The following is a 22,371-nucleotide window of genomic DNA, read 5'->3' as shown; positions in this document are numbered from 1 at the left end:
GTCGAGGCGATGATGACCCATCAAGCGCGCTCGCAGTTAGAAACTGTCATCCTGCCATTCTGGCTGGAGCGAGGCCTCGATGACCGGCACGGCGGATTCTTCACGTGTTTCGACAACCGTGGGCGGACCTTGGTCTCCACCGACAAGTTCGCGTGGTCACAGGGCCGGTTCGTGTGGCTCCTGGCACGCGCGGTGGATCTGGGCCGGCGCGGATTGCTCGACGTCGACGCCGAAGAGTTGCTGCGCCTGGCGGAACGCGGCGCTCGATTCCTGAGCGACCACGTGATCACGGACGATCACACCACCCGGTACGTCGTCGGCCGCGACGGAGGCACCCCCCAGACCCCCGGGCAGCCCGATCGCAGCGTCTACGCCGACTGGTTCGTATCGCTGGGCTTGGCGGAGGTGGCCCGGCAGTCCGGTGAACCACGCTGGCTCGACCACGCCCTACCCATCCTGGACCGGGCGCGCGCGGACCATCTGGCCGGCGCCGCCCCCACCCCGCCGTACCAGGTACCACCTGGTCACAGCGCCTTCGGTCCGAAGATGCTGCTGGTCAACGCCCTGCTGGTGGCCAGCCAGGCCGCGAGGACGTTCGGCCAGCACAGTCACCTGGAAGCCCAACTCGGCCAGGCCGTCGATGATGCCCTCACCCATCGCCTCCCGGACGGCACCTTCACCGAGATGGTCGGCCCCGACCCCCGGACGCTGGTGAACCGGCATCGCATCCCGGGCCATGCCATCGAAGGCCTCTGGATGATCCTGGAATCGCTGGACCTGCTCGATGACGCCCGCGACCGCTCGCCCCTGCTCGCTTCGATCTCGGCACTATGTGAGTCGGCCTGGGACGCCGAACACGGTGGGCTGTTCCGGTTCACCGATGCCGGCGGCCCGTATCAACCCACGGGCACCCTCACCGGCACTGACTACGAGAACCTGGTGCGCGACACGTGGGCGGTGAAGTTGTGGTGGGTGCACACCGAAGCAGCGGCTACCACGGCGATCGCGGCGCACAGGTACGCAGACGCCGGGGCCGGAGCATGGTTCGAGCGCATCTGGGATTACACGCTTCGCACCTTCCCCGGGGGCGCGGACGGCGCGGAGTGGATTCAGATCCGGGACGTTACCGGACGCCCTCTGGATCAAGTCGTGGCCCTACCGGTCAAGGATCCGTTCCACATCACGCGGAACCTCATGCAGATCCTGGAGTTGTCCGGTCGCGGTCACTGACGCCGAACAGCGCCCACCGTTCCCCTGATTTCCAGGGCGCCGTGCAGTGTCACGGTGCTGGGTTTGGCACCGTCGTCACACGCCGAATTCCGCGCCTCCTCCGTGCCCGCCGATCACCTAGGGTGATCGAGATTCACCGTAACGCCATCGGCGCACCGTCCGGGCCAGGCACCACCGGGGCCTCACCAGTGCTGTTGGCGACCACCCTCGTCCGCACTGCGCTGCGCGAGAAGCGCCACCTTCGTGGCCAGCAGGCTGCTGGCCGTGCTCACCTCGGGTTCGGCTCCGGCATCGATCGCGTCGAAGAAGTACTGCGCCGGACGCTGCGGCTGGCCCAACGGAACATCCCAGGTTCGGCGCTCATGTGTGGTGACACGTAACGAGTGGTAGGCCCAATCCAGTTCCGCGGTCCCTTCCGAACCCGCGATGCGCATCCGATAATGTCCGTGCACATCGGCGGCCTCGGGCCCCAGCCAGTTTGCCTCGATGGTGGCGACCACCCCGCCGGCGTGCAGCAGCACCGCCACGTGGTCGTCGAAACCGGGATGATCCGCGGCCCGGGCGTTGCCGGTCACCGCGCTCACCGAACCACCCGTTGCGCCGGTCAGGGAGAGCACGAGGTCGATGTCGTGCACCGGCAGATCTGCGGCTATCCCGCCGTAGCGCGCGGGATCGAGGAACCAGTCCGGGCGACTGTGCTGACGCAGTTTGTGCGGACCCGTGCTGGCGACGAGGGCAAGTTGTCCGAGGGTGCCCTCCTCGATCAGTTCCCGCAACGCAAGGGTCGCCGGATAGAAGCGCTTCTCGAACACCACCGAGACGTGCTTCCCGCTGCCTCGCACCGCCTCCTCGATCCGCTCCAGGTCCTCCAGGGAGGTGCACAAAGGTTTGTCGGCGAGCACGTGGGCGTCGGCTGCCAGGGCAGCCAGCACGGCGTCGGCACGTTCGGAGTAGATGCCCGCGACCAGCGCTACGTCGAAGTCGAGCTCTGCCACCAGATCCGGCACCGACTCGAACACCGGAACATCGCCAAGATCAGCAAGGAATGCCTCGCGCATCTGCGGGTCTGCTTCAGCCGCGCCCACCAGGTGCAGGTCCGGACGGTGCTGCACTTCCTGCAGGGCGTAATCGACATGCGGGTGGGCCGCGCCCAGGATCGCCACCCTCATGTCAGGTCCTGCGGGCGCACCGCGCGCCCGCTCCGGGCGGATTCGTAGATCGCGCTGATCAGCCGAACCGTATCGGCACCGTCCCTGCCGCTGATCGCGGGCGTGCGCCCGTCTCGGATCGATTCCAGCACATCACGCCACTGGCTCACGTGACCGGCCACCCCGATCGCCGATGGGTCGGACATCCCACTGGCCGCACCGGCCTCATCCTGGGCGAATTCGGGTAACGGCACGTCGATCTCCCAGCGGTGCACCTGCCCCTGTCCGAGTTCGATCGTGCCGCGGTCCAGGTGGAGGGTCACCGTTGCCGGCGCTCCGGGTGGTGTCGCCGTCGAGGTGCTGATCATTCCGAGCGCTCCACCGGCGAACCGCACCGTTGCCACCGTGGTGTCCTCAGCATCCATCTGGTGTCCCAGTGTCCCGAACTGCGCCGTGACCTGCTCCACCGGGCCGCAAAGCCAGTTCAGCAGGTCCACGTTGTGGACACCCTGGTTCATCATCGAACCCCCGCCGGCGTCCATCAGGGATCGCCACGGGGCAGCGGCGTAGTACTCCTCATCGCGCCACCAATGCACATGCGTCGTGGCCAGCCGGAGGGCGCCGAGTTCACCGGCGGCGAGCATCTTCTTCACCGTGGCGTACTCCGGTTCGAGGCGGCGCTGGGACATCACCGCTAACACCAGGCCCCGCGCGGCGGCCAGCGCAACGACTTGCTCCGCCTCTGCCACCGTCAGGGCGAGGGGCTTCTCCACCAGAACGTGCTTTCCCGCGCGCAGCGCCGCGAGCGCTTGCTCCGCGTGCCGATCACTCGGCGAGCAGATCGCGATGACGTCGATGCTCTCGCTCTGCCAGAGATCATCCGGCGCCACCTGCGTGGCCTGCGGCCATCCCGCGTCGGCAGCACGTTGCTGATCCCCGCCGCTGAAAGCGACCAGATGTGCCTGGGTGGATAACTCGCTAAGGGCGCGTGCGTGACTGGTGCCGATATTGCCCAGACCAAGCACCCCTACGCCGACCGGTTCCTGCATCGATGCTCCCGCGGGTTCGGTGTGTGTGGGCCCCAAACGTACGACGGCTCCGGAATTCGCGCAACCGGTTGCAGGGGGAGCCTTGACGTGCAATCGATTGCAGAACAGACTGGCATCTGACCATTCCCTGCAGGAAGGCAACACCCATGCGCGTCGGCTTCGTCGGTACCGAGAACTCTCACGTCAAGCACTTCATCCGCTTCCTCAATCTGGACGGGCGCCACCCGGACTACCGGGCGGTGGCGCTGTCCGGGGGGCGGAGCGAGCACAACGCCGAACTCGCCGAGTACGGTGGCCTCGACGTGATCGTGGACGAGCCGTCCGACCTCGTCGGTCACATCGATGCTGCGATCGTGTGCAACCGGGACGGGGGGCTGCACCGCCGGGCTACGGAGCCGCTGCTGCGCGCCGGAATCCCCGTTCTGGTCGACAAACCGTTGGCGACCACCGTCACCGACGCCAGCGCCATGCTGGACCAGGCCGAGGAGTCGGGATCGACTCTGGTCTCAGCCTCGGCGCTGCGCTTCGTGCCGGAAATCGCCGAGTTCACCTCCGGCGCCGCTGATCGGGGCGCACTGCGACATCTGCATGTCGCCGGCCCTGCAGATCCGGACAGCGAGTACGCGGGCCTCTTCTTCTACGGCATCCATCACGTGGAGACGGCACTGGAGATTCTCGGCAACCCCGTCGTGCGGCCCGGTGACGTCACCGTCCAGGCCGAGCGGCACGGCGACCTCGTCCGGGCCAACACCACCATCGACGATCGGATGGTCACGTTCACCTTCGTCACCCCCTCCGACGGCGGTCAGGCTCCGTTCCACGCCACGGCCGTGCACACCCGTGGGGTCCTTGCGCACAATCTGACCCTCGGCCCGGACTACAACGCGGCTACGCTGGACCACTTCGTCACCGCGATCGGGCAAGGACGCGCTCCGCTGAGCCCCGAGCAGCTCCTCACCCCGGTCGCCATCCTCTCCGCCATCGCCGAGCAACTGTAGATTGACACCCGCGGCCCGGGCGTCGAACCCGGGATCGGCGTCATCGGGCCGGGGATCATCGCAAGCCAGCACGTCGAACCCCTCGCCGACCCCGCCATCCCGGCACGACTGGTGGACGTCCATGACGCCGACAGCGCCATGACGGCGGACTTTGCGCGCCCACGGCCTACCCCGGCCCACCGAGCAGTTGCCCGACTTCCTGGCCGCCCTCCGTGGCGAGAAGCCATCGCTGGTGACCGCGGAGCAGGCGCGCAATGCCGTCGCCTTCATCGAGGCCGTGTACGAATCTGGTCGAACCGGGCGGCCGGTGCAGCCCGCCCCCGTCGACCTGTCGGCCTGATCTGGGACTGCCCCTAGCCCGGCCTTTATTAGTGCGCTACTCTATCGGGACATTCGGACTGTCGTAATGAAGGGCCAATGATGACCACCCTCCCCACACTCAACCGCCGGACCCTGCTCGTCGGGAGCGCCTCGACGTTAGCCCTGGCGCTACTCGGTCGTACCGACACCGCATTCGGGGCACCTTCCCCGCTGGCCACGCTCGACTACACCTCGCCGGAGGCGTTCGCGGTCGCCGAGCAGGCCTACCTGGATCTTGGTGCCGAGCACAACGAGGCCGGCCTGTACGCCTGGGGCGAGTCCTACTACCTGCTCGGACTGCTCCTGATGTTCGAAGCGACGGGTGAGGACCGTTACCTGGACAGGTTCGAGGAGCGCGCCCGGCACGTCATGGACTCGACCGATGAGGCACGCGGCGTCACCGACTACTCCGGGCGCTCCGGGCCGGTGTGGCGTGCCGGCGGCAACTACACCGCCGGCCACGGTGAACTGCTCCTGGAGGATGGCTCACCCGGCATCCAGGTGCGCTGGGCCGGTGGCACCTCCGTGAACGCCACCGCGACGGTGCGCCGGGTGGATGCGGACAGGTTTGATCTCACGCTGTCCCACCCGTCCTCGACCGTCGAACTGACCGGTCTCACCCTTGATCCCAACGCCTCCGACTACGTCGTCGACGCCGTCGGTGATGCCTACGCCCCCGGCGCCCGGTGGACCGCGGTCGACCACAGCGCCGACCGCGGAACCGACCGCAGCCTGACTGAGGGCACGGTGGCATTCGAGCCCCAGTTCTACGCCTTCCCGGTGCACACCGGCATGGTGATCTACCCACTGGCCCGGTACGTGCGCATGGTGCGCACCGACCCGGGGATCCCCGGGACCCGCAACGGCGTGGCCGGCCACCTGTTGACCTTCGTGATGAGGGCGTTGCGGCACCACGAGGACGACTTCCACATCGACGAACGCGGCTACGGCGACTTCCGCTGGCCGCGCGAGGCGCCGGTCCCCTTCGACGGCACGATCCAGCCGCTGAACCAGTCCCACGCCCTGGGCGCCACGTTCGCCGAGTTGAGCCGGGTCGTGGACAACACGCAGTACCGTCGCAACGTCGAAGCGATGCTGCGCAGCCTCCGAGCGTCGCTGCAGGTGCAGGACGGGGCCTACGTCTGGCCGTACTGGCCGGTGCACTCCCACATATACAACGGCTACTCCCGCGAGGACGACGTGTCCACGTACACCCCGTTCTACGGGGCGGTGCGCAGCTGGGAGGACATCAGTCACGGCGCGATCACGCTGGAGTTCATCCAGGCCACCCACGACGCCGGCCTCGCGGACCTGAGCCAGGATCGCGAACTCTTCGCCACCACGTTCATGCAGAACGTGGTCAACGAACCCGACTCGGTGTGGTTCCGTGTGAACGGGGAGGTCGAAGCACTCCCGGCCCAGGCCGTCCAGTCCGCTCGGTGGCTGATGCTGGCTGACCTGGAGCCGGAGATCCACGATCAGGTCCTGCGGGTGTATGAGGCCGAGCCCTTGGAGCCATCACAGGGGTCCCATGCGCTGGGTATCGCCTACCTGAATCACAGCCGGTGAGATCCCGTGGCACGCGGCGGCCTGGCCACCGCGTGCGATAACGCCCGCCCCGCCTCATCCGGCGAGCCGGCCACGGCAGCCGATTGCACCGACTGCGCCTCCCCCACACCACGACCCACTGAGGAGTACACATCATGATCGCATCGCCCCCGGCGGCGCCGCACCCGGCCACTGAGGCCGAGTTGGAGGACTATCTGTCCACCCCGTTGCCCGGGGTGGGGCGGGCCCTTGAGGCTGTTGGGGGTGACGTGGTGTTGTTGGGTGCCGGTGGCAAGATCGGGCCGACGATGGCGATGATGGCCCGGCGTGCCCTGGATGAGGTGGGCTCGGATGCCCGGGTGGTCGCGGTTTCCCGGTTTTCCGATCCCGAGGTGCGCCAGCGGTTGAGCGAGGCCGGCATCGTGGTGCAGTCCGCGGACCTGTCCGAGCCGGGGAACTACGCGGCCCTGCCCGATGCCGCGGCGATGATCTATCTGGCGGCGATGAAGTTCGGCACCACTGGTGCCGAGCACCAGACGTGGTGGTCCAACGCGGCGATGCCCGCCTTGGTGGCCGACCGCTACCGGGGGGTGCCCTCGGTGGTCTACTCCACCGGCAACGTCTACCCGCTGCGTCCGTTGTCGGCCGGTGGGTCCACCGAGGACGACGCCCCCGAACCGGTGGGTGAGTACGCCCAGTCCTGCCTGGCTCGTGAGCGCATCTTCTCCCACGCCGCGCACACCTGGAACACCCCGGTGACCATCTTCCGGCTCAACTATGCCTGCGAGTTGCGCTACGGCGTCATCGCCGACCTCGCCACCCAGATCGCCGATGGTGAGCCCGTCGACGTCACCATGCCCGCGGTGAACGTGGTCTGGCAGCAAGATGCCACCGCCTGGGCGCTACGGTCGGTGGAACTGGCCGGCACTCCCCCGCACATCCTCAACGCCACCGGCCCCGAGACCGTCTCGGTGCGCCGCCTGGCTACCTGGCTGGCCGCCGCAATGGGCACCGACGTCGAGTTCGTCGGCACCGAGTCCACCGATGCCCTGCTCTCCGACGCCAGTCACTGCCACGATCTGTACGGCTACCCCACGGTCCCGATGCGCAGCGTGGTGGAGATGGTGGCCCGGTGGGTGACCGAGGGCGGGCGGCAACTGGGCAAAGCCACCAAGTTCCAGCAGCGAGAGGGCAAATTCTGATGAGCACCGACCTGGCCGCACGACTGGGCTCCGGGGTGGTCATCCCGGCCCACCCCTTGGCCCTGGACGAATCCGGCAGCCTCGACCTGCGAGCACAACGCGCCCTGACCCGCTACTACCTCGACGCCGGCGCCCACGGCCTGGCCGTGGCGGTACACACCACCCAGTTCGAACTACACCACGACCCCGCCATGCTCACCGACGTGTGGCACCTGGCCGCCGAGACCGCCGCGAACCACGGCAGCGAACCGATCATGGTCGCCGGACTGACCGGAGACACCCACCAGGCGGTCACCGAAGCCGAACTGGCCACCAAAGCCGGCTACCACGCCGCTCTGCTCAGCCCGTGGGGCATGAGCAACACCAGTGAACAGACCCTGCTGGAACGAGCCGCCGCCGTCGCCGAGGTGATGCCGGTGATCGGCTTCTACCTCCAACCCGCAGTGGGCGGGGCCCTGCTGAGCCGGGATTACTGGCGCGCCCTGTTCGACATCGAAGCGGTCGTGGGAGTCAAGACCGCCCCGTTCAACCGGTACTACACCGGCGATGTTGCCCAAACCCTCCTGGAGCACGACCGCTGGGACCAGATAGCGCTCCTGACCGGCAACGACGACGCGATCGTGCATGACCTGATCACCCCCTACCAACGCACCATCAATGGACAACAACGCCAAATCCGCGCCACCGGCGGCCTACTCGGCCAATGGGCCGTGGGAACCCGCGCCGCAACCCACCAGGTCACCAAGGCCAACCAAGCCGTCACCGCCGGCCAGGTGCCCCTGGAACTGCTCGCTGAAGCATCAGACATGGTCGAGATCAACCACGCCGTCTTCGACGTCGACCACAACTTCGCCGGATGCGTCCCCGGCGTCAACGAAGTACTACACCAACAAGGCCTGATCCCCACCACCACCACCCTGGGCACCGACACACTCTCCCCCGGGCAGACCGAGAAGATCACCCACGTCCGACAACGCTACCCCGACCTGCTCGACGAGAACTTCATCGCCACCAACCGCGAGAACTGGTTGAACTAAGCCCCCCGCTCACCGACCCACGCGCACCCGCCCCACCGGCGCCGCCACTGCGATCACCACGGCGGCGAGTCCGTAGGCCCACGGGTAGTCGATCCCGGCCAGCAGAGCGCCGAATATCACGGCGCCGGAGCCCATCCCGGCGTCGTAGGCGAAATTCCACACCGTGCTGGCCAGCCCGCGTCGCCGGGGCCCGGCGCGTCCCATGATCACCACCAGCGAGTCGTTCTGGTTCACGCCCAGGCCCAGGCCGAACACCCCGGCACCGGCCACCACCAGCCAGGAGCTCATGCCGGGCGCGGCACCCAGGGCGAGTGCGGCCATCCCGACCGCCCCAACGACCGCGCCGGGAAGCACCAACCTCCCGGGCTGTAGGTGACCGGCGAGCACTCCTGACCCGAACCGGCCCGTGATCATCGCCAGTGGGGCGACCACCAGGGCCAGCGACACCACCGAGGCATCCGGCACGGCCAGCGGCAGGAACGTGTTCACCGCACCCAGGGCCATGGTGAGGCTGAAGAAGGCCAGCGCCGGCCGCAGCAGTGGTCCGATGGCGCCGAGCACACCGGGTTGCCCGATCCGCCGCTTGCGGGTGGCTGCACCAGCCCGCACCTGTGCCTCGGCCGGCGGGCTTTCGAGCAAGTCGGTGGCCCCAGCCGTGTGATCGGCCTCCACGCTGGGGTCGAGCAGCACGGATCCGGCGGCGGGCCCGGGCCGCTCATCTGCGGGCCGTCCCCCCGCGTGGAGCAATGACGCCAGCACCGCCCCCACCACGGCGAGTACCGTCGAGGCCACGAACACCGGTGTGAAAGACCACTGCCGGGCCACCCACACCCCAGCCGGCAGGGCGATCACCATCGGCAGACCGGTCCCCAGACCGTGGATGCCCAGGCCCCGGGCGAGCAGGCGCGAGGGCACGATCTCGGCCACCAGCGCGCTCGCGGCCACCACCAACAGGCCGAACCCCACGCCGCGGGCCGCCGAGATCACCAGCACCGGTGCCAACTGGTCGGAGAGCAGATAGAACGGAGTGGGCGCGGCCATGACAGCCGCACCGGCCACGAAGATCTGCTTCAGCGTAAATCGCGCCAGCACCGGACCCATCGCCAACTGGGTGATGGCGGTGGCCCCCAGCATCACCCCGTTCGTGGCGCCCACCCCCGCTCCCGAACCCCCTCCGCCGGCTGCCCACAGCGGCACCACGGTCATCAGCGGGGCGAAGTTGCACAACGCCGTCACCGTGGCCAGCATCAACAGGGTGAAGTCCCGGCGAGGGATTGCCGGGGCCGAGTGCTCACTCATGGCACCCCCGCGGCACGCCCACGCGCCACCACCCCACCGCTAGCCTCCTCCAGCCCGGATCACCCGGTGCCTCCATCGTGGAGCATCGCCCGGAAAAGGCCAAGAACACCCCGCCCCCCGCCGCGCCTGCATTGCCCATGCCGCTGTGGTGACGCGGCCGCGGCGGCACCGTCCCCCCCATCCCCGCCATCCCCGCCACAACAGCTCAATTGGACAGTTGCGGCGAGGTGGAGACCGGATCTCTCGCCACAACAGCTCAATTGGATGGTTGTAGCGCGTGCCCTGGGGCAGGCGGAACGGGCCGGGCTACTCCTGGAAGGCGGCGTCGGTGCGCCAGCCCCCGCGCCGGTAGGCCGGCGTCCCCAGCGCCAGGACCAGCAGCGCGGCGGCCATCGAGGCGGCGATCACCACCGCCATCGACGTCGCCGAGGTGCCGAACAGCCCGGTCAGCGGCGCCACGAGCCCGGCCACCCCGAACTGGGACACCCCGATCAGTGCGGCGGCGGCTCCGGCGCGGTCCCCGTGCCGCGCCAGCGCCGAGGCCGAGGCATTCGGAGCGATGAAGGCGTTCACGCCCATCATCAGCCACAGCGGCGCCAGCAGCCCGGGCAGGCCGCCCAGGCCCAACGCGGCCACCACCACCAGCACCATCGCCAGGCTCACCGAGACCGGCAGTGCCAGGCGCAGCAGCCGCACCGGCGCGAAGCGGCGCACCAACGCCGCGTTGACCTGCGCCCCGATCACCATCGAGATACCGTTCAGCGCGAACAGCAAGGCGAACTCGTTCTCGCTCAGCCCGTAGTCTTCCCGGATCACGAACGGGGAGGCCGACACGTAGGCGAACACCGCGGCCATCCCCAGGCCCGGCAGCAGCGCCAGGGCCACGAACTGCCGGTCCCGCAGTAGCGCACCGTAGGAGCCCAGTACCTTCAGCGGCGAGCCGCCCGTGCGTCGCGCCGGGGGCAACGTCTCGGGCAGGAACCGCCACACCACCACCAGCAGCCCCACCCCGTACAGGGCCAGCGCCACGAACACCGCGCGCCAGTTCCAGATGTTGGCCAGGAACCCCCCGATCGAGGGCGCCAGCAGCGGTGCCAGGCCGATCACCAGCATCAGCCGGGACAACACGGCCGAAGCCTGCGGGCCGGTCAGCTTGTCCCGGATCACCGCGATCGCCACCACCGCCGCGGCAGCGTTGCCCACACCCTGCAGGATCCGCAGCCCGATCAGGGGCATCACGTCGTAGGTGAGCAGGCAGGCCACCGAGGCGACGATGTGCACGGTGATCCCGATCATCGCCGGCACCCGGCGCCCGTACCGGTCCGACAACGGCCCGATCACGAACTGCCCCAGCGCACCACCGATCAAGGTGGCGGTGATGGTGAACTGGACTGCGGCGTCTCCCGCGCCCAGGTCCCGGCCCACCTCGGGCAGGGAGGGCAGGTACATGTCGGTGGTGAAGGCCCCGATCGCCACCATCAGGCCCAGCAGCAGCACGAACTTGACCGTCCACATCTTGCTGCGCGGGGTGGGCAGCGGCGCCGGGCGCCGCACCGGTGGGGTGCTCGGCGGGTTCACCCCCGACGACGACGCAGCCCCCTCGGCGGTGTCGGTCGCCGTGGTCGCGGCACCGGTGGGTGCGGCACCGGTGGGTGCGGCGCCATCGTGGCCGGCGTCGTGCGGCCGGTCACCGGTCGGAAGGTGACCCGAGGGGACACCGACGGCAGGGACCGGGTCGGGGTGGTGGGAACGGACAGGGGCGGACGCAGCAGAGATGCCGGTAGACACAAGGATCCTTGGAGGCTGGAGCAGAGCGCACAGATAGCGCTGAGAATGCCTACTTAGTCTGTCCTAATCCGCGGTGCCGGTCGAGTCGATAGCCCGAGTGTTCGCGGTGTGTTCGCGCACACTTCCCTCCCGCCATGGGCTCACTTGGAGATCCCTTGGCCACCCCTTCACCAGATTGACCAACGCGGCGGGGTTTCCCGTGTGCTCTCACTGCCCGGCAAGCACCTGCAGCACCGCATCCCCGTACCGCTCGAGTTTGGCATCACCCACCCCGGAGATACTGCGAAGTCCGGTCAAGGTGCCCGGCCGGGCCTGGGCGATCCCGGCCAGGGTGGCGTCGTTGAACACCACGTAGGCGGGTACGCCCTGCTCCTTCGCTACTCCGGCACGCCAGGTGCGCAGCGCGGCGAACAACTCCTGAGCGGGTTCGTCCAGGTCCACCGGGGCGGTCCTCGCGGGCGTCCTGGCCGCCGCGCGCACCCGTTCGGGCTCACTGCGCAGCCACACCTGGGTCTGTCCCCGCAGCACCGCGGCCGCTGCGTCGGTGATCGCCAACACCCCATAGGCGCCTTGCACCTGCAGCAGGCCCTGGGCGAGCAGTTGGCGCACCACCCCGCGCCACTGGGCACCGCTGAGTTCGGTACCGATCCCGAAGGTGCTCAGGTCGGTGTGCCGCTCGCGCAGCACCCGCTCGTTCTCGTTGCCCACCAGGATGTCCACCAGGTGACCGGCGCCGAACTGTTGGCCCCGTTCCCGCTGCAACCGCACAATGGTGGACATCAGCTTCTGTGCCGCCACGGTGCCGTCGAAGGATTCCGGTGGTTGCACGCAGGTGTCGCAGTTGCCGCACGGGGCCGAGTCCTCCCCGAAGTAGCGCAGCAACTGCTGGCGCCGGCACTGCACCGTCTCACACAGCGCGAGCATCGCATCCAGGTGCAGGGATTGGGCTCGTTTGCGCTGGACGTCGCCCTCGCCGTCGTCGATCATCTGTCGTTGCTGGACCACATCCTGCAAGCCGTAGGCGAGCCATGCCGTGGCGGGCAGCCCGTCCCGGCCGGCGCGGCCGGTCTCCTGGTAGTACCCCTCCACGGACTTGGGCAGGTCCAGGTGGGCCACGAACCGCACGTCGGGTTTGTCGATGCCCATCCCGAAGGCGATGGTGGCCACGATCACCACGCCCTCCTCCCGCAGGAAGCGCGCCTGGGTGGCCGAGCGTTCCGCAGCGGGCAGGCCCGCGTGGTAGGGCAGGGCGGTGATGCCCCGCTCGGCCAGCCACGTCGCGGTGCGTTCGGTCGAGGACCTGCTCAGGCAGTACACGATGCCGGCGGCGCCGGGATGTTCTTCCCTGATCAGGCGGAGCAGCTGGTCCCTAGCGTTCTGCTTCGGACCGATCCGGTACTCGATGTTGGGCCGGTCGAAACTGGACACGAACACCGGGGCCTCGCCCAGATGCAGGTTCTGGACGATCTCGGCTCGGGTCTCAGCCGTGGCGGTGGCGGTCAGGGCAATACGCGGAACGTCCGGCCACCGCTCGTGCAGGAGGGTCAGGCCCAGGTAGTCGGGCCGGAAGTCGTGGCCCCACTGCGCCACGCAGTGGGCCTCATCGATGGCGAACAGCGCGATGTGTGCCTTGTCCAGCAGCGCGGTAGCCACCGGAAGTCGCTCCGGTGCCAGATAGAGCAGGTCCAGATCGCCAGCCAGCAGCCGGTGTTCCACGTCGCGGCGCTCCGGCATCGACTGGGTGGAGTTGAGGAACGCCGCGCGCACCCCGAGCTGCTCCAGCGCCTGGACCTGGTCGTGCATGAGCGCGATCAGCGGGCTGATCACCACCCCGATGCCCTCGCGCACCAGCGCCGGGATCTGGTAGCACAGGCTCTTCCCTCCGCCGGTGGGCATCAGCACCAGGGCGTCGTTGCCGGCGGTGACGGTGTCGATGATCTCTTCCTGCTGGCCGCGGAAGGTGTCATAGCCCCACACCTGTTGAAGGGCATCGAGCGGGGAGTCGGCGACGGCGGCGGCTCGCACCACGGCGCGGGCGGAGGCCGGCTGGGGTCCGGTCGCAGGATCCGGTGCGTGGGCGGGGTCCGGCGGTGGGGGAACCTCGGAGGTGCCAGGGTCGCCGGGATCCTGTGGGGGCGGGTAGTCCCACTCCGGTGGTTCCTCCCACTGCGACTGTGGGCCGGGCCATGACGTGCTCACGCCGACAGCCTATGCGGCAGGCCGGACGAGGCGATGCACTGGCCTCCTGCTGTGGAGGGTGGTGAGTCAGCCGCGCCCGGCGGCACGCTGCAGGAGGGGCCCATGTCCCTCACCACCTGGGCCAGCGAGTCCGGGTGCGATGTCGCACTCCGGGTCGACCGGTTGGGGCGCGGACGGGCGCCGTTGGTCAGGGGTGGCGCATTCGGAAGTCGTAGCGCTCCGGCACCGCCCGCCCGGGGTGGACGGCGGCCCACAGGTCCGACAGGGCCAACTCACCCTCGCGCACGTCGGGGATGACGATGTCCTCGGCCAGCACCTGCTCGGCACGGTCCCGGTCTCCCGCGGCGTGGGCGGCGAAACCCTCGAGCAACCGCACCCGGCCCATGCTTCGCACCTCACGCGGAGCACCGCCGGCGAGGTCCAAGGCTCGCTGCGGCGCTCCGGCCTGGATCGCCGCGGACATCGCCTCCAGCAACATCGTGGGCTGGTCATCAGCCAGTGCCAGGGCATCGGACAGCAGGTCGGTGGCCCCGGCGTGATCGCCGCGGCCGGCAGCAACCTGCGCCAGTCCGCGTAGCGCCCACGCACTGCGCCGATCGGCCAGCGAGGCTCGGTAGCACTCCTCGGCGCGCTGATCATCCCCGCGGGCATGGGCCAGGACACCCAGGTGATAGTCACGCAACCATCCCGGCGCGGTCGAGGAGAGCAGATCCTCCCAGAACTTCCCGACGACGTAGGAGGCCGGCGGCGTGGCCGGATCAGCGGCGGCCAGGAGTTCTTGACCGCGGCGCGGCTCGCCCACCAGGGCCTCCCACAGCAGTTGCTCCTCGCCGCGCGACTCCGGCGCGAACGGGGTTCCGCCGTCGTCGGCTATCCACTGCTGCCCGCTACGGGAGCGCACCAGGGATTCCAGGGCGCCCCATCCGCTGCCGCGGTGCAGCACTTCCTCGGGTGCGCGATCGGCGCCGCGGCGAGCCTCGGTGAGCACCGCGTCCAGACCCGCGTCCGGCAACAGAGCATCGACACGCCCGGCCACGTGGGTGGTGGCGGCGTCCCAGTCCTCATCGTGGGCCCGGGTGGCATCGGCAGCAATGTCGCCGTAGGTCTCCACCCAGTCCCAGTTGGTGCGGCCGGGCATCATGACGTGTTCGAACTGGGTGGCCGTGATCCCGGCCTGGATCTCCAGGTAGGGGCCGGGGCCGTCCGGGGAGAGCCACCGTTGCCAGTGCTGCCCGCCGGGCCCGGTGCCCCACAGGAACAGTTTGCGCCCGGGCAGGCGCGCCGTGGACACCTGGGCCAGACCGTGGCCGGAGGAGTCGACGGCGGCGATCCAGGGGTGGGTGGTGCCGGTGGTGTCGTAGAAGTAGTCCGCGGCGTCGGTGCTATGGGTGGAGAAGGTGCGGTCGGCACCGTTGTGCACCGGCACCGGAACCTCGGAGATGGTGCCGTCGTACCCGGTGGCGTAGGCGGTGGTGGCCGGGGCCAGCACGCGCACGTCCGGCGCCTCGGGTACGGCGGCGTTGGACCACCAGTACATCGGCACCTCGTGCTCGCCCGGGTTCTGGATGCGCACGTATACGTGCAGTGCACGCGAGTCGGCCGGCAGCCACGCATCGATCTGGAAGACCACCTCGCGCAGCCGGTCCATCTCCCACATCCGCAGCATCGGCACCCCGCCGGGGCCGGTCAGGCGGGCGGCATGCATGGGGGCCATGGTGTGCGCGGCGTGGCCCTTGGTGCCGATGTTCCACTCCACTCCCCCGGCGAACCAGGCATTGCGCAACGCCAGGTTCGCCGGTTGCAGCACCGCGTTGGCGTGCAGCAGTTCCCGTCCGGAAGCGATATCGGCCAGTGCCCACAGCCGCCCGCCGAGGGTCGGGGTGAAGGTGGCCCGCAGATGGCCGTTGTCCATGACAACCGTGGGCAGGGTGATCGGCTCGCGAGTGCGGGTGTAGTTGTTCTGCAGCAGGTACGGGTGCATCGACCGGGGCCGGCCGAAGGAGGCGCCGTGGCGGATCTGCTCGGGCAGGTTGGCACCGAGTTCGAAGGGATTCTCCAGCAGCCGGTGCGGGACCGGGAGCGGATCGTCGGGGCCGAGCGGGGCGACGGGCAGTGTAATCTGTCCGCGATACAGCGATGTCATGGGGTTCCCCTGAGGGTGTCGGTGGATCTCTGGTCCACCGTAGCGCCCGACATCGACCCGCGGGGCGGGACGTGACGGCACCCGCCGCACCACATCCGGATTGCGAACCGGGATGGTCAGTGCACCGGTGCCGCCCGACACACCTCACGCCAGTCCGACCACTCCAGCGCCTCCCGGTCCCGCTCCCGGCCGGCGAGGTGCTCACACATCGTGATGGCATCGGCGAGCAACTCGCGCAGCATGCCGTCCGGGTCGGTGACGCAGGCCTGCGCGAGCCCGACGGTGGCGATCTCCACCATGGTCTCTCCCGGGTGCCTCCGGCCCGGGCCGCCCGCCTCGGCGATGAAGTTCCGCGCCCACCTCGCCGCCAGGGGCGCCTGCTCCAGCGCTCGCTGGACCGCCGGATGAGGCGTGGCCTGCTGCGGACCGGAGCGCGCGGAGCGGCACCTCTCGCAGGTGAGCAGCCCGACGGCGAGTGCCCGCTGGCGCTGTTCGCTCACCACGGGCAGGGCGCGGGCAGCGGCGAGCACGGCCAACTCATCACGCCAGCGCGGATCATCGCTGGTCAGCCCGATCACCGCCGGCACCAGGGTGGCCAAGCGGGGCCGGTGTGCGGAGTGGGTCAGGTCATTGACCAACCGAGCCAGGTGAGCCAATAGCGGGTGGGTACAGTCGGGGGCGTCGCTCCAGCGCTCCCCGGCCAGGTAGGAGGCCAACTCCATGAAACATGCGCCCCGGCGCGGGCTGCGGTGCTTGCCCCGGGACAGCAGTGGTAAGGGTTCGATGTCGACGTCCATCACGTCACCTCGCAGTCGACTTACCCCAGTGTGCTCCGGGCGCGGGCGAACGGCAATCGCTGTGGCGCAAAGGGGCAACAGTCGAGTCGGGTCCGGCGAGGCGGGTTAGCGCTGGGGCGCGGGCGAGGCTGCCCTGCGAAAGGTACCGCGGGGGCTCAGCCGGCGGGATGCACCTCCTGGCGGACAGTGACCAGATTCTCCCGCTCGATCCGGCCGATGCCCCACTGCCCCAGGGCTCCCAACGCCTCGTTGAGGCTGGCCCCGTGTTCGGTCAGGCGGTATTCCACCCGGGGCGGGATCTCGGCGAAGACCTCCCGTGCCACCAGACCGTCATGTTCCATCTCGCGAAGGTGCTGGGTGAGCATCTTCTCGCTGACCCCCACCAGCCCGCGGCGGAGTTCGGCGAAGCGACGCACCCCGTGGGCCTGGAGCTCCCAGAGGATCAGGGCTTTCCACTTCCCGCTGACCACGTCCATCGCGGCGTCGATCCCGCAGATGTAGGGGCCCCGTCGTTGCTGCCGGTCGATGTGCGCCATGTCGCCTCCCACTGGGACTGCGGCCCCGCACCGTGAGGTAAGTACCGCAGTAAATAGTGCGTACTTCCGCAAGCCTAGAAGTAGCCCCACGATGAGGGAATGACATTCTCATTCACCCTCCTTGGCCTCGGTGCCATGGGCGGGGCCCTTGCCGCGACCGCACTCGACGCCGGTCACGTCCTGACCGTGTGGAACCGCACGCCCGCAAAGGACACCGATCTGGTCGACCGGGGTGCCCAGGCGGCCACCTCGGCCGGTGCGGCCATCAGCGCCGCCGATCTCGTCGTCGTCTGTCTCTTCGACTACGCCTCGGTACGTGCGACACTCCACCCGCATACCGAAACCCTTACCGGCCGGACGGTGATCAACCTGACCACGACCACGCCCGAGGAGGCCCGGGAGCTGGCCCGCTGGGCCCGCGAGCACCGGATCGACTACCTGGACGGGGCGATCATGAGCCCCCCGGAGATGATTGGCACACCGGAGTCGGTGATCCTCTACAGCGGCTCCGCACCGGCCTTCCACGCACACCAGCCACTACTGCAGGTGTGGGGAAGCAGCACCTTCGACGGCGACGATCCCGGCATGGCCTCCATGTGGGACCTGGCCATGCTCTCCGGGATGTACAGCATGTTCGCCGGGTTCCTGCATGGTGTGGCAATGCTGGAGACGGCCGGCGTCGGGGCGGCTGAGTACGCCGGGCGGGCCGCGCCGTTCCTCGCCGCGATGACCAGCCTGCTCGGTCATTCCACCGAACGCCTGGACGCCCGTGATTACAGCGAGACCCTCCAGAGCCTGCACTGGACCATGACGCAATTGGGCACCATCGCCCGCGCCAGTCGCGAGCAAGGCATCACCCCGGCCCCGATGCAGATGGTCCAAGAACTCATCCAGCAGCAGATCGACGCGGGCCACGGTGCGGAGGACTTCGACCGGATCATCGAGTCGATGCGCTGACGACGACGATCCTCACCATCCCGTGGGAGAGGTAGCCGGCGTCGGTGCCGTTCGTCCGGCTCGAACTTATCGGGGCGGTGACCGGCAGCGCCCTCCCAACGGGTGCGGTGCACCCGTTGGCGTTAGCGTCAGGCCATGGACACACCCGCCTCGCCGCTGCGACTCTCACTGGCCCCTGGGAACGGGCGGCGGGTGCTGGTCACCGGTGCCAGCGGGTATATCGGTGGCCGGTTGATCCCCGAGCTGCTGGCGGCTGGGTTCACGGTGCGGGCCAGCGCCCGCAACATCGAGCGGTTGCACTCCCGTGCCTGGAGCGGGCAGGTGGAACTGGCCGAGGCGGACCTGCAATCACCCGAGCAGGTGCGCGCGGCGATGGATGGCGTGCACACGATGCTCTACCTTGTGCACTCCATGGGTCAGGGCGATGACTTCATCTCCCGGGAGCAACAGATCGCCCGCACCGTCGCCGCCGCTGCCGCCGAGGCCGGCGTGGCCCAGATCGTTTACCTGGGCGGGTTGCACCCCGGGGGTGAGTTGGACTCACTGTCGGATCACATGCGCTCCCGGGAGCAGGTGGGGCGCATCCTGCTCGCCGCGGCGGTCCCGGCGCTGGTGCTGCGAGCCGGGGTGGTGATCGGATCGGGGTCGGTGTCTTTCGAGATGATCCGCCACCTTGCCGACCTGCTGCCGGTGATGCCCGGGCCCAGGTGGCTGAACAACCGGATCGAACCCATCGCGATCCGGGACGTGCTGTACTACCTGGCCCACGCCAGCGCCCTACCGGAACCGGTGAATGACGACGTCGGTATCGGCTCCGGGCAGGTGCTGCGGTTCCGGGACATGCTCACCGCCTACGGCCAGGTGGCGGGCCTGCCCCGGCGCCGCGTGCTGGCACTGCCGGTGCCCGCGCCGCGACTGAGCGGATTCTGGATCACCATGACCACCCCGATCCCCCGCGGGATCGCAATGCCGCTGGCGGCCTCGATGGCGCAGGACGCCGTCACCACCGATCACCGGATCGCCGAGATCATCCCTGACCCTCCCGATGGCCTGACGTCCTACCGTCAGGCCTGCCGTCGGGCGATCCAGCGGCAACTGGCCGGGCAGGTCACGGTGACCTGGGACCACGACGTGCAGGCCGAGGCCGATCCGGCCGACCCGCTGCCCTCGGACCCGCAGTGGGCCGGGCACACCGTGTTCACCGATGTGCGCCAGCGTCACGGCGCCGCCGCACCTGAGGCGGTGTGGCAGGTGGTCGAAGGTATCGGAGGGGAGAACGGCTGGTACTCCCCTGCGATCCTGTGGCGGGTGCGCGGGCTGTTGGACCGGGCTTCCGGTGGTCATGGGCTGGGCCGCGGGCGGCGCGATCCGCATCATCTGCAGGTCGATGACCACGTGGACTTCTGGCGGGTGGAGTCGATCACCCCCGGACGATCCTTGACGCTGCGCTCGGAGATGCGAGCCGCCGGGCGGGCGTGGCTGCAGTTGACGGTGCGCCCGGGGGCGGACGGCGGGACCGATTACCGCCAGCGCGCGATCTACTTCCCTCGTGGCCTGCTGGGCCGGTTGTACTGGGGGGTGTTGGTGCCCTTTCACGCGCTGATCTTCCCCACCATGGCCCGCAATATCCTGCGCGCGGCGCAGCGGGACGGGGCCTGACCAGCAGGCCCTCAGCCGAGGGCGTAGCGCTCCGCCACGTACGCGACAGACTGCATGACCATGCCCGGCGACGCTTCCACCGTTGGGTTCGCGGCCGCCTTCCCGGTGGCGAAACTTCCCCGCTGCACCCCCGCCTCCTCGGCGATGCGCCGAGGTATCGGCCTGTCGTACGGGCCGTGGAGTGTCCACGCGTGCATCTCCGGATCCCTGGTGATCCGCTGGATGCTGCGGGGGAACCGCGCACCCAGTGCGGGAACGGGAACGAAGATCCACCCGGTTCGCAGCCGGAACTCCGTCACGCTCTTGCCATACGGCACCGAGACCGGCAGCCCAGGGGCCTGGACCGAGCGCCGCCTCCACAACGCATCCCCCATGGCCCCGTTCAGAACCATTCGGCCCTGCAGCGCCGACTCCATCGTGGCCAGCATGACGTCATCACCCAGGCCCGGCGTCGCAAGGAATTCCCCGTAGAGGTCAAGCTCCCCTCCGTCGGCCACCCGCACACCCATCCGCTGCAGGGGCTCGGTACCGAGCAGATGGTGGCGCACCTCGACGTTCATCCCGAGGGTGGCACCGGTGCGCTGACCCGAATCGAAGGTGCCCCTGATCGTAAGGTCTTGGGTGACGGCATCACGATAGCCGAGTTCGCTGGCCAGCACGGCTGTCGCGGTGGAGTCGTATCCGCTCGAGAGCGGGGTGATCGGCGTGAAGGTGGTTCGTCGTCGCGCATCCGACGCATTCTTAGCAAGGCGCTGGATACAACCGGAGAGGAACTCCCGGTAGTGCGAGTAGTCCGAGAACTGAACCGAGGGCGCGGTGGGCGCGAGTTGCACCTTGCCGTCGTGCACCACGAAGTTGTGGAACATCATCCGGCTGAAGGTGTACTCCTCATCAGACGCCACCACCGGGTCATAGCGATCGAAACCCGCCGCCGTCGCGGTGTTCGTGCTTGGTCTGAGTACCTCGAAAACCTGCCGGACGAAGGGAGAGTCAGGGCGCACTCCGGCGTGGGTGAGCGCGAACGTCGCACTGTTGGACACGATCACCCGGTTGTCGCGCTTGTCGGTCAGAACGTAGAGGTACTCCCAACAGTGCTTCGGCGGCACGAAGACGACGTAGCGGCCCAGCCGGGCACCGGACCCGAAGGCGTAGTCCGTCCTGTGGATCTGGCCCTGGCCGTAGTCGCCGTCCCAGGCGCCTTCGAAGACGAACCCTTCCGCGGCCTCGACCTGCGGGCCGATCACGAAGGAGTGGTGAGTTCCTCGGATGCAACAGACCCACGCCAAGTTGGGAACGGAGTCCACCCGTCGGATCTCGCTGGTGTGCGCGGACCTGCTATCCGGTATCCCCAGGCGGATCTGTTGGGCGTGCTGCAGGACTCTCGAAGCCGGGATGTGTCGTTTGAGTGACGAGGAGTGGTACAGGTCCAGAGCCGCGGCTCTGATGTGGTCTTCCAAGAAGTCCGTGCTGTCCGGCACCGCCATGTGCGCTACTTCAGCCCTTCTTCGCCGCGGCCTTGGCGGCTTTCTTGGTCTGGCGAACGCGTTGCAATGAGTCCTCGTCCACCACGTCGGCGATGGACCGGTAGGCACCCTCGTGGCCGTAGTCCCCGGTGGCCTCGCGCCACCCGGCGCCGGTGTAGCCGTACTGCTTGCCCAGCAGCGCCAGGAAGATCGCGGCCTTCTGCTTGCCGAAACCGGGTAGGGCATTGAGCCGGCGCAGCACTTCCGGCCCGTCAGGCTCACCGCGCGTCCAGATCGCAGCGGCGTCGCCGTCGTATTCCTCCACGATGATCTGCGCCAGGGCCTGGATGCGCCCGGCCATGGATCCCGGGAAGCGATGTACCGCCGGTGGGGTGGCGCAGATCTGCTTGAACTCCTCCGGGTCCATGGCCGAAACCTGCCCAGCGTCCAGTCCGCCGAGACGCTCGTGGATCTTGTGCGGCCCGGCGAAGGCGGTTTCCATCGGCACCTGCTGATCCAGCAGCATCCCGATGATCAGCGCCAATGGATCGCGGCTGAGCAACTCATCGGCCTGGACGTCTCCGGTCAGGTGCAGTTCCATACCCCGATCTTGCCTGATTCGGTTCGCTCGCGCAGCCATCCCTGGCGGTTCATCCGCCCAGGGGTTGGCTCGGGCTGTCGCTCAGTCCTTCCCAGGTGGGCTCACGCGGGTGTCGGGCCCGGGGAAGTAGAGGTTGCCCGCGTCCTCACCGCTCCAGCGCACCACCCACGGCGGGGCGCCGTCGGGACCGCGCACCTCCAGCACTTCACCGTCGCGAGGTGGCTGACCCACCTGTGCAGATTCGATCACGACACGATCACCGATGTTCGCTCGCATTGCGACCTCCCACATGTGCAGTGGTGGTGGCCGTCACCACCAGCACCATCCAGTCTGGCACCAGGTGCGCGCAGATGCACC

At 68.9% G+C, this 22,371-nt stretch carries 19 protein-coding genes; 8 read left to right on the top strand and 11 right to left on the bottom strand.

Annotation, left to right across the window (positions count from 1 at the left end; all coding sequences use genetic code 11):
* Positions 1-12: 12 nt before the first annotated feature.
* Positions 13-1,230: an AGE family epimerase/isomerase gene (locus ACO0LU_RS07290; RefSeq protein WP_424790734.1), complete on the top strand. Its 1,218-nt coding sequence runs from the start codon at positions 13-15 to the stop codon at positions 1,228-1,230.
* A 182-nt stretch (positions 1,231-1,412) separates the two neighbouring features.
* On the opposite strand, the gene ACO0LU_RS07285 is transcribed toward ACO0LU_RS07290, so the two are convergent.
* Both ACO0LU_RS07285 and ACO0LU_RS07280 read right to left on the bottom strand, forming a co-directional pair.
* Complete coding sequence (locus ACO0LU_RS07285) at positions 1,413-2,399, bottom strand: Gfo/Idh/MocA family protein (protein ID WP_424790733.1); 987 nt, start codon at positions 2,397-2,399, stop codon at positions 1,413-1,415.
* On the bottom strand, positions 2,396-3,427 hold the full coding sequence (locus ACO0LU_RS07280; protein ID WP_424790732.1) for a Gfo/Idh/MocA family protein: 1,032 nt from the start codon (positions 3,425-3,427) through the stop codon (positions 2,396-2,398). The genes ACO0LU_RS07285 and ACO0LU_RS07280 overlap by 4 nt, the downstream gene beginning before the upstream one ends.
* 146 nt (positions 3,428-3,573) lie before the next feature.
* Between ACO0LU_RS07280 and ACO0LU_RS07275 the strand changes: the two genes are divergently transcribed.
* The 5 genes from ACO0LU_RS07275 to ACO0LU_RS07255 all read left to right on the top strand — a co-directional run bounded on the left by ACO0LU_RS07275 (position 3,574) and on the right by ACO0LU_RS07255 (position 8,572).
* Complete coding sequence (locus tag ACO0LU_RS07275) at positions 3,574-4,425, top strand: Gfo/Idh/MocA family protein (RefSeq protein ID WP_424790731.1); 852 nt, start codon at positions 3,574-3,576, stop codon at positions 4,423-4,425.
* Positions 4,426-4,576: 151 nt separating this feature from the next.
* Complete coding sequence (locus tag ACO0LU_RS07270) at positions 4,577-4,765, top strand: Gfo/Idh/MocA family oxidoreductase (RefSeq protein WP_424790730.1); 189 nt, start codon at positions 4,577-4,579, stop codon at positions 4,763-4,765.
* Between the two features lie 77 nt (positions 4,766-4,842).
* Positions 4,843-6,354 (top strand): hypothetical protein, encoded by a 1,512-nt coding sequence (locus ACO0LU_RS07265; protein ID WP_424790729.1) that lies wholly within the window; start codon positions 4,843-4,845, stop codon positions 6,352-6,354.
* Positions 6,355-6,488: 134 nt separating this feature from the next.
* Positions 6,489-7,535, top strand: coding sequence for an NAD-dependent epimerase/dehydratase family protein (locus ACO0LU_RS07260; protein WP_424790728.1), 1,047 nt, complete (start codon positions 6,489-6,491; stop codon positions 7,533-7,535).
* On the top strand, positions 7,535-8,572 hold the full coding sequence (locus tag ACO0LU_RS07255; protein WP_424790727.1) for a dihydrodipicolinate synthase family protein: 1,038 nt from the start codon (positions 7,535-7,537) through the stop codon (positions 8,570-8,572). Before ACO0LU_RS07260 ends, ACO0LU_RS07255 begins: the two co-directional genes overlap by 1 nt.
* A 9-nt stretch (positions 8,573-8,581) precedes the next feature.
* Here the strand turns inward: ACO0LU_RS07255 and ACO0LU_RS07250 are convergent, their stop codons facing one another.
* From ACO0LU_RS07250 to ACO0LU_RS07225, 6 genes are all read right to left on the bottom strand, one after another.
* Positions 8,582-9,871, bottom strand: coding sequence for an MFS transporter (locus tag ACO0LU_RS07250; RefSeq protein ID WP_424790726.1), 1,290 nt, complete (start codon positions 9,869-9,871; stop codon positions 8,582-8,584).
* A gap of 306 nt (positions 9,872-10,177) precedes the next feature.
* Positions 10,178-11,659 (bottom strand): multidrug effflux MFS transporter, encoded by a 1,482-nt coding sequence (locus ACO0LU_RS07245; protein WP_424790725.1) that lies wholly within the window; start codon positions 11,657-11,659, stop codon positions 10,178-10,180.
* Between the two features lie 207 nt (positions 11,660-11,866).
* Positions 11,867-13,858 carry a DNA helicase RecQ gene (gene recQ, locus ACO0LU_RS07240; protein WP_424790724.1) on the bottom strand — a complete coding sequence of 664 codons (1,992 nt, stop codon included), beginning with the start codon at positions 13,856-13,858 and terminating at the stop codon, positions 11,867-11,869.
* A 187-nt stretch (positions 13,859-14,045) separates the two neighbouring features.
* Positions 14,046-16,001, bottom strand: coding sequence for a DUF5107 domain-containing protein (locus ACO0LU_RS07235; RefSeq protein ID WP_424790723.1), 1,956 nt, complete (start codon positions 15,999-16,001; stop codon positions 14,046-14,048).
* A 116-nt stretch (positions 16,002-16,117) separates the two neighbouring features.
* Complete coding sequence (locus ACO0LU_RS07230) at positions 16,118-16,798, bottom strand: hypothetical protein (RefSeq protein WP_424790722.1); 681 nt, start codon at positions 16,796-16,798, stop codon at positions 16,118-16,120.
* A 155-nt stretch (positions 16,799-16,953) separates the two neighbouring features.
* Positions 16,954-17,334: a winged helix-turn-helix transcriptional regulator gene (locus ACO0LU_RS07225; RefSeq protein ID WP_424790721.1), complete on the bottom strand. Its 381-nt coding sequence runs from the start codon at positions 17,332-17,334 to the stop codon at positions 16,954-16,956.
* A gap of 99 nt (positions 17,335-17,433) precedes the next feature.
* On the opposite strand from ACO0LU_RS07225, the gene ACO0LU_RS07220 reads away from it, so the two are divergent.
* Positions 17,434-18,291, top strand: coding sequence for an NAD(P)-dependent oxidoreductase (locus ACO0LU_RS07220; protein ID WP_424790720.1), 858 nt, complete (start codon positions 17,434-17,436; stop codon positions 18,289-18,291).
* A 135-nt stretch (positions 18,292-18,426) separates the two neighbouring features.
* Positions 18,427-19,950, top strand: a complete 1,524-nt coding sequence (locus tag ACO0LU_RS07215) for an SDR family oxidoreductase (protein ID WP_424790719.1) — start codon at positions 18,427-18,429, stop codon at positions 19,948-19,950.
* An 11-nt stretch (positions 19,951-19,961) separates the two neighbouring features.
* On the opposite strand, the gene ACO0LU_RS07210 is transcribed toward ACO0LU_RS07215, so the two are convergent.
* The 3 genes from ACO0LU_RS07210 to ACO0LU_RS07200 form a co-directional block, all read right to left on the bottom strand.
* A complete protein-coding gene (locus ACO0LU_RS07210) occupies positions 19,962-21,434 on the bottom strand; it encodes a hypothetical protein (protein ID WP_424790718.1) in 1,473 nt (490 codons plus the stop codon).
* A gap of 10 nt (positions 21,435-21,444) precedes the next feature.
* The gene (locus ACO0LU_RS07205) at positions 21,445-22,014 is read right to left on the bottom strand and encodes an HhH-GPD-type base excision DNA repair protein (protein WP_424790717.1); all 570 of its coding nucleotides are present in this window, start codon (positions 22,012-22,014) and stop codon (positions 21,445-21,447) included.
* An 81-nt stretch (positions 22,015-22,095) separates the two neighbouring features.
* On the bottom strand, positions 22,096-22,290 hold the full coding sequence (locus tag ACO0LU_RS07200) for a DUF1918 domain-containing protein (protein WP_424790716.1): 195 nt from the start codon (positions 22,288-22,290) through the stop codon (positions 22,096-22,098).
* Between the last annotated feature and the right edge of the window lie 81 nt (positions 22,291-22,371).

The sequence above is a fragment of the Pseudactinotalea sp. Z1748 genome (genome assembly GCF_049725185.1).
In the GTDB taxonomy this organism is placed as follows: domain Bacteria; phylum Actinomycetota; class Actinomycetes; order Actinomycetales; family Beutenbergiaceae; genus CALKWS01.
This window is presented reverse-complemented; position numbering and strand designations above follow the sequence as displayed.